Below are 16,646 nucleotides of genomic sequence, written 5' to 3'. Positions count from 1 at the left end.
CTCAGCCGGCCCGTACGACCAGGGCGTAGGCGCCGAGGCCGAGCAGGCGGTCGGGCGGCAGGTCGCCCTGGGCGGTGAGGACCGCCTCCAGACGGCCGGTGCCGGGTTCGAACGCGACGTCCTGGACCGTGCCCAGATGGTCGCCCGTCTCGGCGAGGATCCGCAGCCCCGGCAGCTCGTGGTGGGGCGGCACCTCGGCCGGTGCCGCGGTCGAGCGCACCAGCACGGCGTCGGGGCCGAGGGCGTGCAGGGCGCCCCAGGGCAGCACGGTCTCCCTGCGGTGCCGGCCCCGTACCCGGACGTGGGTGACCACACCGGACACGGTGTCGACCGTCAGCGACCGCACGGTGCCGAGTTCCTGCGCGTCGTCCAGCGTCAGTACCGGCAGCCCTCGCGTCTCGGAGAACAGCATCGTCATGGCGTCCCCCCGTGCTCGTCCCGGAAGGCGCCGACCCGGGCCGCGAACTCGGTCAGGTCGTCGGCGACGTGGCGGACGGCGTCGGCGGGGACGACCAGGGCCCGGCCGGAGACGGCGAGCGTCTCGCCGCGTGGCACGTACACCCGGTGCCGCCGCCGTCTGGAGCCCTTCACCAGCGTCCTGGCCGCGGCGATGCGGAAGCCCACGACCCGGCCGGAGGTGCCGCCCTCGACGATCACGTCGAGCACCGTGCCGACCTCGGCGCCCTCGTCGGTCAGCACCCTGGCGTGCAGCACCCGGCCCTGCTGGGCCTCGCGGCGCGCCACCACGGCGGACGTGTCCTGAAGGGCCCGGGCGTCGCGGACCATGACGGCGTCCCGGCCCAGCGAGTGCACCGCCGGCCAGGGCAGGCTCTGCTTGAGCGGGCCCGACAGCAACCCGCGGCCGCTGAGCGTGAAACCGGTGACCCGCCCGGCGGCGGCGTCGAAGACGGTGTCCTTGATCTGGGCGACGGCCTCCCCGCCGAGGGTGACCACCGGCAGGGTCGTCAGGCTCCGCGCCGCCATCAGCTCGTTCATCGCAGCCCCTTCCCGCCGGGCCTGCGCCGTACCGCGATCACCGTCCCGGACCGCCGCCCGGCCTGCACGGCGAGTGTCCCGACGACGAGCGCGGCGAGCGCCGCGACCACTATGACCAGCCATACCCACCAGGCCACCGCGCACCTCCGGTGATCCGCCCGGCCGCCGTCGGCCGGCCCCGATGTCCTACCGTGTGCCCCGCGGCCGGGGGACAATGCCCCGGGGGTCCGACGGGCCGAGACTGCCAGGACTGCGCAGCGCGACTCGGGGTACGAGCACTGGTGCAGAGCATCCGGCCAGTCCGGCATCCCAGAGAGAAAAGTATGATCGACCACGTGGACGGGGCAGTGATACCGACTGGTTTCGACGTGCCCGTGGAACCGCTGAGGCGGGCGGCGCACTACTCCGGCGAGCAGGGATGCATCGCCGAGGCGCGGTCGTTCGCGGCGCTCTTCCTCGAACAGCTCAGGACCGAGTGGTGCGCGCGGGTCGACGAGCGCGTCGACGGTGCCGTGCTGCTCGTGGTGAGCGAGCTGGTCACCAACGCCGACCGGCACAGCAACGGGCCGTACATCCTGGAGCTCGTCGGCACCGACACGGCGGTGACCGTCTCGGTGTACGACAGCAGCTCCGCCCTGCCCCGCATCTTCCCGCGCAACCCCGAGCGCATCGGCCGGCACGGCCTGGAGATCGTCCACGCGCTCGCGGAGCAGGTCAGCGTGGAGCGGGTGCCGGTGGGCAAGCGGGTACGCGCCGTGCTGCCGCTGTCCGCCGAGTGAACCGGCCGCGTCCCGGATCCGCCCGCAGAGAACCGGTCTCGTCCGCGCTCCGCCCGCATGCCGTCACGGCTGCGGGCGCGCACGCCGTCGCGGGGGAGTCCGCTCCGGCCGCGAGCGATCCCGGACGATCAGACGATCAGAAGCGCAGGATCCCGGGCGACCGGAAGCGCAGAAAGCGGGTGCCGTCCCACTCCCGCATGTGGGACGGCACCCGCTGGTCCGTCGTCCTCCGGTCCGCCGTCGGCGTCAGGCGCAGCCGAGCTCGCCCAGCATGCCCTGCCGCAGCCGGGTGATGATCCGCTTGATGAGGCGGGAGACGTGCATCTGGGAGCAGCCGAGCCGCTCGCCGATCTCCGCCTGCGTGGCCTCCTCCACGAACCGCATGTGGATGATCTGCCGGTCGCGTTCGCTGAGCTCGGCCATGAGCGGGGCCAGCGAGTGGAAGTCCTCCACCAGCCGCAGCCCGTCCTCCTCGACACCGATGAAGTCGGCCAGGACGGCCTCGCCGCCCTCGGGCCCGTCGCCCGTGAGCGCGGCGTCCAGCGACGACGAGTTGTACCCGTTCGCCGCGATCTGCCCCTCGACGACCTCGCTCTCGGAGATGTTCATCAGCGTGGCCAGCTCGGCGACCGTCGGCTCGCGGTCCAGCCGGCTGGCGAGCTCCTCGCGGGCCTTGGCGAGTTCCACGCGCAGCTCCTGCAGCCGCCGCGGCACGTGCACCGCCCAGGTGGTGTCCCGGAAGAACCGCTTGATCTCGCCGACGATGTACGGCAGCGCGAAGGAGGTGAACTCGACCTCGCGCGAGAGCTCGAACCGGTCGATCGCCTTGATCAGGCCGATCATGCCGGTCTGGACGATGTCCTCCATGTCGTCGCCGCGGCCCCGGAACCGCCCGGCCGCGAACCGTACGAGCGACATGTTCATCTCGATGAGGGTGTTGCGCGCGTACTGGTACTCGTGCGTGCCTTCTTCGAGCTCCGTCAGGCGCTGGAAGAACTGGCGGGACAGCGCCCTGGCGTCCCGCGGGGCCACGGACCGCGGGTCCACGACTCCCGGCAGTGCTCCGTCACCCGTGCTGGCCTCGGTGTTCTCTTCGACGACCTGCGCCTTCGACCGGATCACGGCGGTCTCCATTACCTCTCCCGACAGTCACGGCGGACATTCGCATAGGTACTCCCGGGTTGCGGGTACCCGGAAGAACGCGCACCATGCCCCCCGAATTCACCGAGGGCGCAACGCGGGGCCCTTCCCCTGGCCGCCGGGCTTCCTAGGCTGGAGCGGTGACCGATCACGTGCCGAACGAAGCCCGCGTCATCCCCCTGCGTCCGCACGGCGCCCGGCCCCGCGGCGAGCGGCCCGCCGCGGCCCCGCCGCGCCCGGGGCCGCCGCCCGCCCCCGCCGCGAAGGAGCCCCTGTGGCGGGACCTGGTGGGGGACGTTCTGCGCCGGGAACGCCTCGCGCAGGAGCGCACGCTCAAGGACGTCGCCGACGCGGCGCGGATCTCCATGCCGTACCTGTCGGAAGTGGAGCGCGGCCGCAAAGAGGCCTCCTCGGAGGTCCTCGCGGCCGCGGCCCACGCCCTCGGACTGGGCCTCGGCGACCTGCTGTCCCGGGCCCGGGGCGAACTGCTGCGCGTCACCTCGCGGTACGCGGGCAGCCGCCGCCGCGGGGCGTCCCCCTCGTCGCACGACGGACTGTGCCTGGTCGCCTGAGCCGGTTCGGCGGGCCGGCGCCTCAGACCGTCTGCGGGCGCCGGCTCAGCACCTCGTCGGCCAGCCCGTAGGCCACCGCCTCCTGCGCGGTGAACACCTTGTCGCGGTCCATGTCGGCCCGCAGGGTCGCCACGTCGTGGTGGGTGTGCCGGGCGAGCACCTCCTCCACCTGGGAGCGGATCCGCACCATCTCCTTGGCGTGCAGGGATAGGTCGGAGACCATGCCGCGCTGCCCGCCGGTGGCCGGCTGGCCGAGCAGCACGCGCGCGTGCTCCAGCACGAAGCGCCGCCCGGGGTCACCGCCGGCCAGCAGCACGGCCGCGGTGGAGGCCGCCTGCCCGACGCAGCACGTCGAGATGGGCGCCCGCACGAACGACATGGTGTCGTAGATCGCCATCAGTTTACGTGGCAGTACGTACTCCGCGGAGAACCCGATTTCTTCGGCTGGTGTCCCGCGTCCATGCCTGGGCCTGCTGCAACGCGGGCATCGCCGCCCTGAAGCTGGCGTTGAGCCGTTCAGCCGCCCGTGCGACAACCGTGACTCCGGCCGTGGCAGGTTACGGTCTCCGGTCTCGAGCCGGGCGGGCGTCAGGACCAGGTGATCTCACCGTGGCGGGAGATGAAGCGTCCGGTGCCGGCGCTGGGTCCTTCGGTGGCAAGTTCGACGATCGCGTCCGTGCCCTCGGTGACGGTCTGGAAGCCGCTGTGGCCGTTGAAGTCGGTCGCGGTGTAGCCGGGGTCGGCTGCGTTGACGCGGATGCCCTTCAGTCCCTTGGCGTACTGCGTGGTCAGCATCGTCAGGGCCGCCTTCGAGGCCGTGTACAGCGGCGCGACGACGTGCGACTCGGGCCGGTCGGGGTCGTGGGTGAAAGCGAGGTGGCCCATGCCGCTGCTGACGTTGACGATGACGGGATCCGCCGAGCGGCGCAGCAGCGGCAGGAAGGCGGTGGTGGTGCGGACGACGCCGATGACGTTGACGTCGAGGACGGCCAGGGCGTCGGCGGCGGTGAGGTCGCTGGGATCGCCTAGCGGGCCGGATATCCCGGCGTTGTTGATCAGAACGTCGATCCTGCCCTCGTGTTCGGCGACGTTCGCGGCCGCGGCGGTCACGGACTCGTCGTCGGTTACGTCGATGGGGACGTAGCGCGCGCCGAGCGCTGCGGCGGCCTCCTCGCCCTGTTCACGGTTGCGGGCTCCGACGAGCACGGTGTGGCCGTGCTCGATCAGGCGGCGGGCGGTCTCTCGGCCGAGACCCTTGTTGGCTCCGGTGATGAAGGTGATCGTCATGCGTTCCATCGTGGCTGCGGGCGAGCAGGCGGGCCAGGGACGCTTCGACGGTAGGAGGGCCAGTACCACCCTGGCGCACGTGCGAGGGGCCGGGCATGGGCAAGGATGGACTGCATGGCGACGACACCCGCAACCGGACTGGGGCCGATGATCCGCACGTGGCGCAACCGGCTGCCCCCGTCGGCCGCCGGACTGCCGGTGGCCCACGGCCGCCGGGCGGCCGGTCTGCGGCGCGAGGAACTGGCCGATCTGGCCGGGGTCTCGGTCGACTACATCGTGCGCTTGGAGCAGGGGCGGGCCACCACACCCTCGGCATCGGTGGTGGCGTCCCTGGCCCGCGCCCTCATGCTGTCAACCGCAGAGCGCGACCACCTGTACCGGTTGGCCCAGCTCGTGCCGCCGGCGGACGGCGTGATCTCCGACCATCTGCCGCCCGGCGTGCAGCGGGTCCTCGCCCGCCTCGGTGATGTGGCGGTCGCCGTGTTCGCGGCGGACTGGCAACTGGTGTGGTGGAACCGCGGATGGGCCGCCCTGCTGGGCGACCCGTCCACCGCGCCGCCGCAACTGCGCAACTTCGCCCGCGACAGATTCCCCGTTGACGAGGGTCCCGCTCGCCTCGCGATGTGGCCGGTCACCGAGACGGACCGTGACACCACCGACGCCGCTGTGGTCTCCGACCTGCGCCGCGCCACCGGCCGCTACCCGAAGGACCAGCGCCTGGCCGCACTGATCCGTGGATTGAAGGCGGGCAACGAGAGGTTCGCCGAGCTGTGGGCGACCGGACAGGTGGCCGCACATCGCGAGGACCACAAGAGAATCGACCACCCGTCGGTTGGCTCGGTCACGGTGGACTGCGACGTCCTGACCGACGGCGACTCCGACCTGAAGATCGTCATCATGACCGCAGCCCCCGGCACCGAGGACGAGACCAAGCTGCGACTCGCCATCGTCGCCGGCCATCCGGTCAGCACACTCGGCAACTGATCCGTCACCGGCCCCGGCCACCGTGGAACGCGGCGGCTGAGGCCCGAGGCAGGCCGGATCTCCTGCTGTACTACACAGGAGCGCCTCTCGCTTCTGGCGAAGCGCCGTCCGCCGCCGCTTCGTATTCGACGTGTCGGACGTGCAAGGCCGCGCGGCCGAGGCCGGAGCGCGCGCCGCCTCCGGACGCACCTGCACAAGCCCGCGGTGATGTAGCCGTGCTGTGCGCACCCCTGACCTGACCGCTGCCCCGCCTCGGTGCCGGGCCAGCTCTGACCCGTTCCGCGCTCTGGTTATGACTTCGCCAGGAATGGGTCGATCGCCGCCCAGGTCGCGTCGGGGGCCTCCAGGTGGGGGAGGTGCCCGGCTGCCGGGATCTCCACGAACTGCGCGCCCGGTATCGCCTGCGCGACAGCCCGTCCGTATGCCGGTGTGACGATCCGGTCGCTAGCGCCCCATGCCACCAGCGTCGGAACGTTCACCGCATCGAGCCGGCCGAGCAGCGTCGGGTCGCTCATGCTCGTGCCGGCGACGGCGGCCATCGTGCGTCCGTTCGCCTGCTGAATCGCGCGCTGCTCATCGGTGAAGCCGGCCGGGTCGACGTATCCGCGCTCCGGGTCGTGCCAGGCGGCTTCGGCGAGCCCGCGGGCGTCGAGGGCGAAGAAGTCCGCGACGGGCTCGCCTTCCACGACCGCACCGACGCCGTCGATGTCGACCACCGACGCGATCAGTCCGGCGTACCGCTCGTCTCCGGCGGCCTGAATTGCCATCTCGAGTGCGATCCACCCGCCGATCGAGGAACCGATCAGAACGACGTCTCGCTCACCGTGCTCCAGCAGGCGCGCGAGGTAGGCGGCCGCCAGCTGCGCGACCGAGCCGATGGAGTCGGGTCGCGCGGTGCCGTCCCAGCCGGGGTGCGTCGGCGCGAAGGCGTGTGTGGTGGCCGCGAGGTGCTCCACGATGGGCAGGACGGTGCGGGGCCCGCCACCGCCGTGCAGCACGAGTGCCGTGCGTGACCCGGGGGCGCCGGCCTGAACGACGGGGATGTGCATGATGCTCCTCGATGAATCAACATGTTTATTTAAACTTGTTGATACCGTAGCACCATGACGACCGACCTAGAAGCCCTCGGGCAAGCGATCAAGCGTGCGCAGTACCGCAACCACCGCACGATGGACGCCGCGCTGCGCGACATCGGGGTCAGCCTCGTCCAGTGGGACGCTTTGCGTGCCATCGAGCGCATGCCGGGCGCCTCCGGACACGAGCTTGCTGTCGCGACCTTCCAGAGCGATCAGGCGTTCGGCACCCTCGCGAACCGGCTCGTGGACCTTGGACTCATCGCTCGGTCCGCAGGCCGCGGGCGACGGCTAAAGCATGCCCTCACCGAAGCGGGGCGTGCAGCACTCATGGAGGGGCGGCAGTTGGCGATCGGCGTGCTGCACGACCTCTTCGCACCTCTCGACGAGGCACAACGCGCGCAACTGCTTCGAATCCTGCGGGAACTCACCGGGGAGGCCTGACAAGACATCGCTGGCGGTCTGCAGGAGCCTTCCACGTGGAGGAACGGTTGCCGCGGCGGTCACCGCCGTCCACGAGGTGCGGCCAGTCTCCAGAGCGGCCACCACCGAATACGGCCAGCCGGGCACCATTTGGTGCTTGCCCTCGCCCCGGCCGAGCGTGTGGCAAAAGGCCCGGTCAGCGCACGTGTTGGCGTCCGGTCGCAGCCACGGCGAGACGTCCACCGCCAGCACGAGCCGGCCGTCCGCCGCCCGCGGCAACGGCACCCCGGCCAGGGCCCGACGCAGCCGGGCGACGTCGATCCTGCCGTGGTTAAGAGCTCCTAACGGAATGCGGTTCGCAGGCGTCGCCAGCAGATCAGCGAACAGGCGAGCTTGAGGAACGCCTCGTGGATGTCATCGCGGATCTCCCAGCGGATGCGCAGACGGCCGAACCAGTGCAGCAGCGCGATCGTCTGCTCGACCACCCACCGCTTGGTGCCCAGGCCAGAACCGTGGTCGGTGCCGCGGCGGGCGATCACGGGCTTGATGCCCTTCGCCCAGACCTGGCGGCGGTAGCAGTCATGGTCGTAGCCGCGGTCTGCGTAGAGCTCCCGCGGTCGCTGCCGCGGCCGCCCCCGCTTGCCGCGGATCGGTGGGACCGCCTGCAGAAGCGGCATGAGCTGGGTAACGTCATTGCGGTTGCCGCCGGTCAGCGTCATCGCGAGCGGGATGCCGGTGGCGTCGCAGATCACGTGGTGCTTGGAGCCCGGCCGTCCCCGGTCGACCGGGCTCCGACCGGTTTTGGGCCGCCCTTGAGCGCCCGAATGTGGGAGCTGTCGATCACCGCCCTCGACATGTCCAGCCGGTCGGCGGCCCGCAGCTCTGCCAGCAGCACCTCGTGCAGGCGCTGCCAGACCCCGGCGTTGTTCCAGTCCCGCAGCCTGCGCCAGCACGTCATGCCGGAGCCGAAGCCCAGCTCGGCGGGCAGCCACTCCCACCGGATACCCGTGTAGAGGACGAACAGGATGCCGCACAGCACCTTGCGGTCATCCAGTGCCTTCCGGCCAGGGTGCCGATGCCGACGCTGTCGCACAGGCAGCAACGGCTCGATTCGCGACCACAACTCGTCATCGACCAGCCACGGTTGGGGATCACGCTTCCTCACACCCAAGCAACTGCGTCCTCCAGCCAGAGGTCACGACTCACCCGCATTCCGTTAGGACCTCTAAGCCCTCCGTACAGAGCCCCTTGCCCACAGCGGTGTTCAGGCGCGAGCGCGAGATCGACCAGCGTCCGTACCGGCCCGTCCGTGCACAGCAGCGCGTCGCACAACTCGAATAACGCGTCGCCCCGCGCGGTCAGGCACGCGTACAGTTCCGACCGGAAGTGTGACACTTCCGCGAACGCTTCCCGCAGGGCTTCCTGATGCACCAAACTCACGACCACGGCCTTCGCGCTGATCCACTCTGTGACGGAGCACAGGATCAGACGAAGGCCGCCTACACGTCCGCCGAACTGCGGAAACGCTGATCAAGTTCGAGCCGGCTTCGACGCCGGTCGTTACATGACAAGCTCAGTCACCGGCCCCCCGGCGTCGTCCGGGGGACGGAGACGGAGGCGGCGGCCGCAAGCGTGGCGGGTTGCGGCGATGCCACCGGGGCGGGCCTGGAAGAAGAGGCTCACACGGTGGGGCAGTTGCTCGCCCTGGCCACGGACTGCCGCGGCCGGCGAGCGGGCCGTCCGCGGCTCGCCCCTCGTCCCCGTGACGACGCGCTTCCGGTCCGGGCAGTGACTTCGCGGGACCGGCCGGGCCGGCAGCGTTCGCTCCGCTCGCCGGTGACGCCCTGGACTCACCGGCCGAAGCGCCGAGATCACGGCATGCCGCCCCGGTCGCGCTTCGGGAGCCGGCCCGTGGGCCGGACTGTGCGCGAGGGCGGGGCCTTCGCCGTCCGGGGCGTGGTGCGACGCGGCCGTAAGGGCTTCACGCGTCGATCCAGACCCGTCCGTCCTCGCCCAGGCCGATGCGCTGGAAGTCCAGGCCGGGGAAGTGGTCCATGCCGATGGCCACATCGTGTCCGGCGAGCCTGGCGAGGAGTTCCTCACGGGTCTTCAGGGCGTGCTCGGCGTCGGCGTCGGAGAGGAAGGAGATGCCGGTGTCGTTGAGCTGGAGCGGGTGGTGGACGGCGTCCCCGAGGAGGTATGCCTCCTGGCCTCCGTCGGCGATCCGCACGATGTAGTGGCCGGGGGTGTGACCGGGAGTGTGATGGGCGACGACCCCGGGGGCGATCTGCACCGTCGGGGTGTCGACGGGCCGCAGGACACCGGCGGCCCTTGCACCTTCCATCCCTTTCCGGGCGGGGTCTTCGGCAGGCGCGGGCGCGATCAGAGCGTCCCAGTCGGCTGCTCCGTAGACGACTGTGGCATTCGGGAAGAACGGCTTCCCGCCGGGGGCCACCCAGCCGACGTGGTCGGCGTGCAGGTGGGTGAGGAAGACCGTGGTCACGTCCTGCGGTGTCACACCTTCCGCCGCGAGCGCGTCGGGCAGTGCCCCGCCGGCCGCGATGGTCTCCGGGGCAGGGTCCAGGCCGGTGGCGGCCGCCAGTTCGGCGGGGAAGGGGATGTCCGCCGGCCCGATGCCGGCGTCCACCAGCACCGTGAACCCGTCGCCGCGGATCAGGAAGCAACCTGCGGGGATGTGGTGGGTGCCGTCGGCCTGCAGAAGACCGGGGCGGGCGCCGAAGTCCAGACCCGGGTAGAACAGCGGGGGCAGGTGGCTCACTCCGTCGCTGAGCGCGGTGACGGTGATGCCGCCGACCTTGAGGGACGTCGCCATGATCAGGTCCTTTCCTGGTACGGGTCCGGCGCGGAGCCGAGCGGTCCGCCCACGCCCCGGGCCCGGTAAGGGGAAGCCGTGAGCCACCGATACATCAGACCGGCGGTCTCTACCGTTGGAGATTAAAAGACCGTCGGTCTCCTGTCAACGGGCCGACGGTCTGTAACATGGGGGCATGGTGGAATTCCAGCGCGCCCGCAACGAGGAACAGCGCGAGATCCGGCGGCGCGCCATCCTCGACACCGCGGCAGCCATGCTCGACGAGATGCCGGTGAGCGCGGTCAGCCTCAACGAGCTGAGCCGGCGGGTAGGCCTGGCCAAGTCCAACGTGCTGCGCTACTTCGAGTCCCGCGAGGCCATCCTGCTGGAACTGCTGGACCGCGACTGGCAGCGGTGGACGGCCGAGCTGCCCGGACGGCTGGACGCCGCCCTCCCGGCGGACGCCCCGGTGCTCCAGCGCGGCCGCGCCTTCGCCTCCGTCATGGCCCGCTCTCTCGCACAGAACAGGGTGCTGTGCGACCTGCTCAGCGCCCAGGCCGGCGTCCTGGAACACAACGTCTCCCCCGACGTGGCCGCCCGCTACAAGCGCGCCGCCCTCGCCAACGTCGCCGCCCTCTCCGCCCTGGCCCGTCACCATCTGCCCGAACTGGACGGCCACACCGAGCGCCTGTGCGCCGAGACCGTCCTGGTGATCGGCGCGGTGTGGACCCACGCCCAGTCCTCCAAGGCCATGCTCGCCGCCTACGAGGCCGATCCCTCGCTCGCGGTCCTGCGCATGGACTTCGTCCCCACTCTCGAAGACATGGTGACCACCCTGATCGCGGGCACCCTCACCACGGCCGCACCGTGACCGTCCCCGAGCCCCCGGCCGGCCTCGACGTGTTCCACACCGGCCGCACAGGCCGACGCCCCGGCACCCCTCCGCAGGCCACTCGCTCCCAGCGGTGACGGCGCTCGGGGAAGGAACCCGCCCACCTGCTGCGCAAGCGGGGGGCGGGCACGAGGAGGGTGCCCGAGTCCCCTCGAGATCCGACCGCCTGATCATCCGCCTCGCCGACCGCCGGCCCGCACCCGTCGACGACGTTCTGCACGGGTCGACCTGGCGCCGCGGACGACAGCGCCAAGCCGGCCTCATCCGTAGTTGCAGGAGCGGGTGCTTCTCGGAGCGTTCGAGTACGAGCCTCCCACGACCAGCACAGGGCGACGATCCCCGTGTTGTCCGATCCCGCCCGGCATCCCGCGGACCGCGAGGCGTTCACCATGGCCGTCGCTCATGGTCTCGAACACAGCGTTCCGTCGAACGCTGTGGCGAGGCGAGGATGCCGCCTAGCCTGCCGCTGCCGTAGCCGGCGAGCCATGCCCGTCTGCCCGCTTGGCGACGAGGGCGCGGAATGCCTCCAGGTCGCCAATGACCTCTTCCACGCGGTCCCGCTGCTGGTACAGGCTGTAGTAGCGCGCACCGATGGCATCAGGATCGGCCACTTCGTCGCCGGGGATGACACCGGAGGCGATCGTCACCGTGGCCGCGTGAATTCCCTCGGGGCCAAGTTCGGCGTGCAGGGCATGTGCCCAGTTGCGCAAGCCAGCCATGGCCAGGCCTACGTTGGCCAGGAACGGTGCGGCGATCGTGGAGGACACGCCGGTGGTCAGCAGCAGTGTCCCTACGCCACGGGCGCGCATCTGCGGCAGTACGTGTCCTACGGCCGTCACCGCGCCCAGCACATGCAGCTCGAACTGCGCGATGGCAGAGGCCGCAGTGGTCTGCGCGGCGGCCGTGATCGCTCCGGTCGGGCTGGGGCTGTACTCCAGGACATCGACCGGTCCCAGCTCCGCTGCGGCACTGCCGAGGGCACCGGTCAGCGCGTCACGGTCCCGGATATCGGCGGGAAACGCCGCGGCTGTGACGCCGAACTCGGCCAACTCGCCCACCAGAGCGTCCAAGGTGTCCTTGCTTCTGGCAATCAGTCCGACCTGGAAGCCGTGGCGGCCGAAAGCCCGGGCCACGCCCCTCCCCAGCCCCGGGCCGGCACCGACAATAACGAGCGTCCTCGCCACCACAACGTCCCCTCCCGCCACAGCGGTTGGGCTGGGTACACAGCCGCGACTAGACCGCCAGGCAGTTACTCTTTGTTAGTAGCAGCATGATTTGTCACCGCCCGGCCGGTGACAAGACGGCACATTCATGTCGGTGACGCACATGGAGGTAACCCATGACGCCCCCCGGGAGCACCTCGCCGGCCAGGTCGCAAGAAGACGCAGGCGGTCGCGAGCCGGACGACGAGGTATGCCGACAGGTGCTGCAGATTCTCGCCCTGATCGGCGACAAGTGGAGCATCCTGGTCATCGGACAACTCCGCGACCGAACACTGCGCTTCAGCGAACTGCACCGCGCGGTCACAGGGATCTCACAGCGCATGCTCACCCTGACCCTGCGGCAACTCGAGCGCGACGGTCTCCTCACCCGGACCGTGCACCCCAGCGTTCCACCGCGCGTCGACTACGCACTCACTCCACTCGGAGCAACGCTGCTCGACTCCGTCGCCGCCCTCGCCGAATGGGCCACCACACACCGACAAGAGATCAACAACAACCGACGCCGCTACGACGCCCACTCAGCACGAACACAGCCCTGATCCCCGCCCCAGGCCCCTACTCCGCAGAGATGCTGCAGGTCATCCTCGCCGCTCTCGCTGCGGCGTGTGTGCGGTCCGCGGCGGGCACGCTGCTGAAACTGCCCGGCGCCCCGGAGAGCGGGGGCTTGCAGGCCGCGGCGCAGGACCTGCTGGACGCTGTCCGGCCGCCGGCCTCAGGCGCCGCCGACAACTCCAGTGCTCCGACAGGCTTGGCGGCGGTGGGCCCGGTGTGGGACCGGGTTGCGGGAGCGGCCACGGTGCTACGCGGTGAGCTGGAACGCCCGGGCGGCTACCCCACCGGGGCCGAGCCCGCGGCGTCATCGAGCGGCTGACGGGCGTGACACTGGGCGCGGCCCAGGAGAGGGCACTTGACGTGTGGGGTGTCGTCCATGGGCCGGCGTCGGGCATTCTGCACGGCCGTAGCGCCGGCCGCGAGGACGCCGTCCTGCTCTGCACCGAACTCCTGCACGCGGCCCGGGAGCTGCTGGTGCATCTGCCCGAGCGCGCGGCCCGGGTCCTTGAGCTCACCGCCCTGATGCAGCCGGGCGCGGGCGAGGCGGCCGAGCTCGCCCGCTGGGCGGACCCGCGCGCCGAGGCGCACTTCTTCCGCTCCGGCCCGGCGCCGGTGTGGCTGGGCGTCCTGGCCGAGCACGCCCCGCATCTGCTGCTGCGGACCGGGCGGCCGGCGGGCAGTGGCCGGCCGCGCCGTTCCTCGAGCACGTTGCCGGCGCCGACCCGGACGCCGTACGGGCGTGGCCCGCCGCGCCGGCTGGCCAGGACCCGACGGTCAGCCGGGCGCAGCAGGTGGCCGCGGCCGGCCGCTCGGCTCTGGACGCGCTGCTGGGCCTCGCGCTGCGCCACGGCGATGTCGTCGGCACCGCGGCGATGCGCGCCGTCCTGGCCGACTCCGCAGCGGTGCGCGTCGGCGGGGGCCCTGCGGTAGGGGCGACGCTGCGCCGGGCTGCCCGCTGCGCCCGTACGGTCCCGCGGGCCGGACGGACACGGGATGGGATTATCGCGGTGGAGGGGCTGCTGGCCCGCGCTGTCGAAGACGAGCACACCGGCCACCTTTCGCTGCGGGCCGTCGCCGAGCGGGTGGCCGCCGCCGAGGACGCCGCCAAGGAGCAGGCGGTGGCAGGGGATCCGGCCGCCGCCGAAGCGGCGATGGCGGCCGCGCAGGCGCACGAGAAGAAGCTGCGGGAGCAGATGACCGAGGCAGCCGCGGCCCGGCTGCCCGGTTCCGAGGTGGTGGTGCTGCTGCGTGAGCTGGCGGTGACGGCCTACCCGGCCGACCGCGGCAACCCCGCGCACCGGGACGTCGCGATGATCTGGGCGGTGCTGGCTGGCCTGCTCGCCCGCGACGTCGCCCTGCTGCCGGCCGCGTCCCGGTCGCTGGTCTTCGGTGGCGACCTAACCCGGGTGCACGCCAGTGATTCGGCCGCCTACGGCGGGCCGAGGCCGGCGCGCACGCGCGCCTTTTGCCGGCTGGCCGGCGTCGAAGCCCGGCTCCACGACCGCCTGATGGCCGCCTCGCCTCCCGGCCACCCGCACCCCGCGGCTGGCCCGTCCCCAGCGACCGCCGGCGCCGGGGACGGGAACACATGGTGGGAGCAGGCGATCGCCCTCACACCACGCCTGGTGGCCGCCGGGGCCGCACCGGAGCCGGCCCGCCTGGCTTCTCTAGTCTTCGGCGCCTGCCCGCCCGAGCGCGCTGGGGAGTTGGGGACACGGGTGCGCACCGCGTTCGGTGCGCCTCCTCCGTCCGCCGAGCTGGAGAGTGCCCTTCCCACTGGCGCCGGCAGGTGGGCGGCACCAAGGAGCCGCTCGCCTCGTGGCTGCGGGTGTGGGCCTGGTCGTCGCTCCTACCCGAGCGCGTACTGGCCGGCTGGGAGCCGGTGCTGGCGCGGGTGCGCCGCCTGAAGCCCGCCGGACCTGCGGACCCGCGCACCGTCCCCGCGTCAGTGCCGGTCACGGCGACCATCCTGACCGCCGAGGACCTGGCCGAGCTGCCCGAATCCCGTGGGCCGACGGCCGGCGCCGCCGCGCTGGCCTCGGCGCCGGACGCCAGCGACGGCGGCTACGCGATGGTCCTGCACCGACTCGTCGCCGCCGACCCGGCCGCGTGGACGAGCGAAGTGCCCGCGGTCCTGAATGCCCTCAAGGCCCCAAAGCTCGGCGCGTTCTCCCTCGCTGCGGCGGCGTGCCAGGCCGACCGCCCCGGCGCCTTCCCCGGCGAAGCGCTCGCCGGCGCCGTCACCGCGGCCCTCGGCCTCGTCCGCGCCGTTGGCCGCCCGCCCGCCGTCCAGCCGGCTGCCGCAGGCCGGGCCGACGGGCGGCTCTTCGTCGACCAGGCCCTGTTCGACCTGCTCACCACCGCATGGCGCACGGACACCGCCCTGGACGCCGGCCAGGAGCAGGAGGTCCTGGCCCACCTGCACGCCCTGGCGGCCGCCTTGGCCCGGCCAGCCCCCGACACACCGCCCGCTCCCAACAGGCTGGGGAAGGCCTGGCTTCTGCCGGCGACCCGGCCGGCCCGGGCCCTGCCCCCGCGGCCGGGAGCCGGGAGGATCCGGCACTGCTGGGGTCGGATCCGCGGGTGCGGGCACTGGGGTGCCTGCTCGAGCACGCCGTCCACCAGGCCCGCGCAGATGCTGGCCGAGGTGCTCCCCGGCGGTGGCGACGCCCTTCCCACGGCCGCCGTCCAGGACGCGGTGGCCACCTCAATCGGCGTACGGCTGCCCGCCCTGCACCGCTACGCACCCGACTTCACCGCCGTCCACCGCACCGCCCTGTACCGGATCTCCTCGCACAGGCCATCGCCGGCCGCGTCGTGGCTTCGGTTGGCCGGATTGCCCGTTTCCTTGAGCGTCGGCGGGCTGCTCGTCGCAGGGGAGCTGCGGCGGTCGTCGTGGGATGAGGCACCGGGAACGGGCGGCTGACGAACTGTCCGGCGGGAGCGGCCACGCCGTAGACCGCCGCAGAAGGCTGCCGAACGCGCTGCCGACTACCCCGAAGGCCGTTGGCAAGGCCCTTGTTCAGCACAGGATGTGCCGTCCGTAGCGCAGCAGGAACTCTGCGAGCGGGCGGTTGCAGACCTCGCAGAACGGGCCTCCGCCCGCGGGCCGGGGCACCGGCTGCACGGGGGGCAGCGGAGTGGGCTTCCAGGGCCGGGCCGGTCGGGTGGCGACTTCGTGGCGCCGCCGCTCGGCCTGTTCCTGCTGACGTCGGGCCTGGTCGGCCTCCTGCCGTACGCGGGCGGCCTGTTCTGCCAGGCGCTTGGTCATCGCGGGCGGGAAGGTCACGCCGTCGGCGTCTAGGCCGAGGTCGGCGAGCGGGAAGCGTTCGCGCACGGTTGGGTCGCCGGCGCAGGGCGGGTGGTGCGGGCCGAAGAGGCGCAGGTCCTTCGTCCACCACAGCGGGCCGCGCTCGTGGGGCTCCCCGTGCCGGGCTTCGGCTGTTTCGTCGCGGTGATAGAGCGTCCAGGCCGGGGTGCCCTCGGCGAACAGCACGTGCCCGATGCGGGTGTCCGGGCGCATGAACCACACGTCACGTACGCCGGCGGCGTAGTCGCGGTGCCGGGCCTGCCACAGCTCGTCGGTGATCAGCTCCCGCTGGGCCTCCAGCGCCAGGCGGCGCCGTTGTCGAGGACGACGTGGACGCCCGCGCGCCGGTTGCGCTGCTCGGTCCACCGCTCCATTCGCACCTGAGCGACGCCCGCTGGGCAGCCGCCCAGCGGGCGAGCCGGTTCTTGGCGTTGATGTGCCAGACGGTCTCGCGGTGGTACCCGCGGGGTGGGGTCATGCCGGCCGGGTGGGCGAAGTGCGGCCGGACCAGTCCACCGATCCGGCCGCGGGCCAGCAGCGGCACCTTCGTGCCCACGGGTGTGTCGATACCGTGCCAGCAGCAGAAGCACACCACCGTCTCCC

21 protein-coding genes and 2 pseudogenes are annotated in these 16,646 nt (G+C 72.1%); 10 read left to right on the top strand and 13 right to left on the bottom strand.

The features are described 5' to 3' along the window. Position 1: 1 nt before the first annotated feature. Genes ACPXCS_RS34165 through ACPXCS_RS34155 form a run of 3 tightly spaced genes read right to left on the bottom strand, consistent with a single transcriptional unit; the run spans position 2 to position 1,133 of the window. Entirely contained in the window at positions 2–412 is a 411-nt protein-coding gene (locus tag ACPXCS_RS34165) for a PRC-barrel domain-containing protein (RefSeq protein ID WP_425951418.1), read from the bottom strand. A gap of 2 nt (positions 413–414) precedes the next feature. Beyond that, entirely contained in the window at positions 415–996 is a 582-nt protein-coding gene (locus tag ACPXCS_RS34160; protein ID WP_425951395.1) for a PRC-barrel domain-containing protein, read from the bottom strand. Beyond that, positions 993–1,133, bottom strand: coding sequence for a hypothetical protein (locus tag ACPXCS_RS34155; RefSeq protein WP_425951394.1), 141 nt, complete (start codon positions 1,131–1,133; stop codon positions 993–995). Before ACPXCS_RS34155 ends, ACPXCS_RS34160 begins: the two co-directional genes overlap by 4 nt. Before the next feature lie 186 nt (positions 1,134–1,319). Between ACPXCS_RS34155 and ACPXCS_RS34150 the strand changes: the two genes are divergently transcribed. Then, positions 1,320–1,775 carry an ATP-binding protein gene (locus tag ACPXCS_RS34150; RefSeq protein WP_425951393.1) on the top strand — a complete coding sequence of 152 codons (456 nt, stop codon included), beginning with the start codon at positions 1,320–1,322 and terminating at the stop codon, positions 1,773–1,775. 246 nt (positions 1,776–2,021) lie between these two features. Here ACPXCS_RS34150 and ACPXCS_RS34145 read toward each other — a convergent pair whose 3' ends face one another. Continuing rightward, a complete protein-coding gene (locus tag ACPXCS_RS34145) occupies positions 2,022–2,909 on the bottom strand; it encodes an RNA polymerase sigma factor SigF (RefSeq protein WP_425951392.1) in 888 nt (295 codons plus the stop codon). Between the two features lie 146 nt (positions 2,910–3,055). Between ACPXCS_RS34145 and ACPXCS_RS34140 the strand changes: the two genes are divergently transcribed. Next, positions 3,056–3,487 carry a helix-turn-helix domain-containing protein gene (locus ACPXCS_RS34140; RefSeq protein ID WP_425951391.1) on the top strand — a complete coding sequence of 144 codons (432 nt, stop codon included), beginning with the start codon at positions 3,056–3,058 and terminating at the stop codon, positions 3,485–3,487. Positions 3,488–3,509: 22 nt separating this feature from the next. On the opposite strand, the pseudogene ACPXCS_RS34135 reads toward ACPXCS_RS34140, so the two are convergent. Together ACPXCS_RS34135 and ACPXCS_RS34130 are read right to left on the bottom strand one after the other, a co-directional pair. After that, positions 3,510–3,887, bottom strand: a pseudogene (locus ACPXCS_RS34135) (ClpP family protease); the annotation flags it as partial. A 188-nt stretch (positions 3,888–4,075) separates the two neighbouring features. After that, positions 4,076–4,774: an SDR family NAD(P)-dependent oxidoreductase gene (locus ACPXCS_RS34130; protein WP_425951390.1), complete on the bottom strand. Its 699-nt coding sequence runs from the start codon at positions 4,772–4,774 to the stop codon at positions 4,076–4,078. A 114-nt stretch (positions 4,775–4,888) separates the two neighbouring features. Here ACPXCS_RS34130 and ACPXCS_RS34125 point away from each other — a divergent pair, with 114 nt between their 5' ends. Beyond that, the gene (locus ACPXCS_RS34125; protein WP_425951389.1) at positions 4,889–5,758 is read left to right on the top strand and encodes a helix-turn-helix transcriptional regulator; all 870 of its coding nucleotides are present in this window, start codon (positions 4,889–4,891) and stop codon (positions 5,756–5,758) included. A gap of 290 nt (positions 5,759–6,048) precedes the next feature. On the opposite strand, the gene ACPXCS_RS34120 is transcribed toward ACPXCS_RS34125, so the two are convergent. Continuing rightward, complete coding sequence (locus ACPXCS_RS34120) at positions 6,049–6,807, bottom strand: alpha/beta fold hydrolase (RefSeq protein ID WP_425951388.1); 759 nt, start codon at positions 6,805–6,807, stop codon at positions 6,049–6,051. A gap of 54 nt (positions 6,808–6,861) precedes the next feature. Here ACPXCS_RS34120 and ACPXCS_RS34115 point away from each other — a divergent pair, with 54 nt between their 5' ends. Then, positions 6,862–7,275, top strand: a complete 414-nt coding sequence (locus tag ACPXCS_RS34115) for a MarR family winged helix-turn-helix transcriptional regulator (protein WP_425951387.1) — start codon at positions 6,862–6,864, stop codon at positions 7,273–7,275. A gap of 36 nt (positions 7,276–7,311) precedes the next feature. Here ACPXCS_RS34115 and ACPXCS_RS34110 read toward each other — a convergent pair. The 4 genes and pseudogenes from ACPXCS_RS34110 to ACPXCS_RS34095 form a co-directional block, all read right to left on the bottom strand. Next, a pseudogene (locus tag ACPXCS_RS34110) lies at positions 7,312–7,593 on the bottom strand (transposase); the annotation flags it as partial. A 2-nt stretch (positions 7,594–7,595) separates the two neighbouring features. Further along, a protein-coding gene (locus tag ACPXCS_RS34105; RefSeq protein ID WP_425951417.1) for an IS5 family transposase occupies positions 7,596–8,392 on the bottom strand; the annotation gives its coding sequence in 2 pieces (ribosomal slippage) (positions 7,596–8,059 and positions 8,059–8,392; 798 coding nt in all). A 23-nt stretch (positions 8,393–8,415) separates the two neighbouring features. Further along, on the bottom strand, positions 8,416–8,649 hold the full coding sequence (locus ACPXCS_RS34100) for a transposase (protein ID WP_425951416.1): 234 nt from the start codon (positions 8,647–8,649) through the stop codon (positions 8,416–8,418). Between the two features lie 586 nt (positions 8,650–9,235). After that, the gene (locus tag ACPXCS_RS34095; RefSeq protein WP_425951386.1) at positions 9,236–10,087 is read right to left on the bottom strand and encodes an MBL fold metallo-hydrolase; all 852 of its coding nucleotides are present in this window, start codon (positions 10,085–10,087) and stop codon (positions 9,236–9,238) included. 175 nt (positions 10,088–10,262) lie between these two features. Here ACPXCS_RS34095 and ACPXCS_RS34090 point away from each other — a divergent pair, with 175 nt between their 5' ends. Further along, complete coding sequence (locus tag ACPXCS_RS34090; RefSeq protein ID WP_425951385.1) at positions 10,263–10,937, top strand: TetR family transcriptional regulator; 675 nt, start codon at positions 10,263–10,265, stop codon at positions 10,935–10,937. A gap of 476 nt (positions 10,938–11,413) precedes the next feature. Here the strand turns inward: ACPXCS_RS34090 and ACPXCS_RS34085 are convergent, their stop codons facing one another. Continuing rightward, entirely contained in the window at positions 11,414–12,142 is a 729-nt protein-coding gene (locus tag ACPXCS_RS34085) for an SDR family NAD(P)-dependent oxidoreductase (protein ID WP_425951384.1), read from the bottom strand. A 239-nt stretch (positions 12,143–12,381) separates the two neighbouring features. Between ACPXCS_RS34085 and ACPXCS_RS34080 the strand changes: the two genes are divergently transcribed. The 5 genes from ACPXCS_RS34080 (at position 12,382) to ACPXCS_RS34060 (ending at position 15,659) form a co-directional block, all read left to right on the top strand. Then, positions 12,382–12,720 (top strand): winged helix-turn-helix transcriptional regulator, encoded by a 339-nt coding sequence (locus ACPXCS_RS34080; RefSeq protein ID WP_425951383.1) that lies wholly within the window; start codon positions 12,382–12,384, stop codon positions 12,718–12,720. Between the two features lie 29 nt (positions 12,721–12,749). Continuing rightward, positions 12,750–13,052, top strand: a complete 303-nt coding sequence (locus tag ACPXCS_RS34075) for a hypothetical protein (protein WP_425951382.1) — start codon at positions 12,750–12,752, stop codon at positions 13,050–13,052. 5 nt (positions 13,053–13,057) lie between these two features. Continuing rightward, positions 13,058–13,663 carry a hypothetical protein gene (locus ACPXCS_RS34070; RefSeq protein ID WP_425951381.1) on the top strand — a complete coding sequence of 202 codons (606 nt, stop codon included), beginning with the start codon at positions 13,058–13,060 and terminating at the stop codon, positions 13,661–13,663. 77 nt (positions 13,664–13,740) lie between these two features. Continuing rightward, positions 13,741–14,640, top strand: a complete 900-nt coding sequence (locus ACPXCS_RS34065) for a hypothetical protein (protein WP_425951380.1) — start codon at positions 13,741–13,743, stop codon at positions 14,638–14,640. Continuing rightward, positions 14,523–15,659: a hypothetical protein gene (locus tag ACPXCS_RS34060; RefSeq protein WP_425951379.1), complete on the top strand. Its 1,137-nt coding sequence runs from the start codon at positions 14,523–14,525 to the stop codon at positions 15,657–15,659. Before ACPXCS_RS34065 ends, ACPXCS_RS34060 begins: the two co-directional genes overlap by 118 nt. A 96-nt stretch (positions 15,660–15,755) precedes the next feature. Here the strand turns inward: ACPXCS_RS34060 and ACPXCS_RS34055 are convergent, their stop codons facing one another. Beyond that, the gene (locus ACPXCS_RS34055; RefSeq protein WP_425951378.1) at positions 15,756–16,409 is read right to left on the bottom strand and encodes a hypothetical protein; all 654 of its coding nucleotides are present in this window, start codon (positions 16,407–16,409) and stop codon (positions 15,756–15,758) included. Positions 16,410–16,646 lie beyond the last annotated feature (237 nt).

Source organism: Streptomyces sp. DT190 (genome assembly GCF_049846985.1).
Lineage (GTDB): Bacteria > Actinomycetota > Actinomycetes > Streptomycetales > Streptomycetaceae > Streptomyces.
Note: the sequence above shows the minus strand (reverse complement) of the source record. Positions and strands in the feature narration are given on the sequence as shown.

What these genes read in the sequence shown, in the direction of transcription:
- ACPXCS_RS34165 (WP_425951418.1), bottom strand. Translation starts at nt 412, where the DNA reads ATGCTGTTCTCCGAGACGCGAGGGCTGCCGGTACTGACGCTGGACGAC.
- ACPXCS_RS34160 (WP_425951395.1), bottom strand. Translation starts at nt 996, where the DNA reads ATGAACGAGCTGATGGCGGCGCGGAGCCTGACGACCCTGCCGGTGGTC.
- ACPXCS_RS34150 (WP_425951393.1), top strand. Translation starts at nt 1,320, where the DNA reads ATGATCGACCACGTGGACGGGGCAGTGATACCGACTGGTTTCGACGTG.
- ACPXCS_RS34145 (WP_425951392.1), bottom strand. Translation starts at nt 2,909, where the DNA reads ATGGAGACCGCCGTGATCCGGTCGAAGGCGCAGGTCGTCGAAGAGAAC.
- ACPXCS_RS34130 (WP_425951390.1), bottom strand. Translation starts at nt 4,774, where the DNA reads ATGACGATCACCTTCATCACCGGAGCCAACAAGGGTCTCGGCCGAGAG.
- ACPXCS_RS34125 (WP_425951389.1), top strand. Translation starts at nt 4,889, where the DNA reads ATGGCGACGACACCCGCAACCGGACTGGGGCCGATGATCCGCACGTGG.
- ACPXCS_RS34120 (WP_425951388.1), bottom strand. Translation starts at nt 6,807, where the DNA reads ATGCACATCCCCGTCGTTCAGGCCGGCGCCCCCGGGTCACGCACGGCA.
- ACPXCS_RS34115 (WP_425951387.1), top strand. Translation starts at nt 6,862, where the DNA reads ATGACGACCGACCTAGAAGCCCTCGGGCAAGCGATCAAGCGTGCGCAG.
- ACPXCS_RS34095 (WP_425951386.1), bottom strand. Translation starts at nt 10,087, where the DNA reads ATGGCGACGTCCCTCAAGGTCGGCGGCATCACCGTCACCGCGCTCAGC.
- ACPXCS_RS34090 (WP_425951385.1), top strand. Translation starts at nt 10,263, where the DNA reads ATGGTGGAATTCCAGCGCGCCCGCAACGAGGAACAGCGCGAGATCCGG.
- ACPXCS_RS34075 (WP_425951382.1), top strand. Translation starts at nt 12,750, where the DNA reads ATGCTGCAGGTCATCCTCGCCGCTCTCGCTGCGGCGTGTGTGCGGTCC.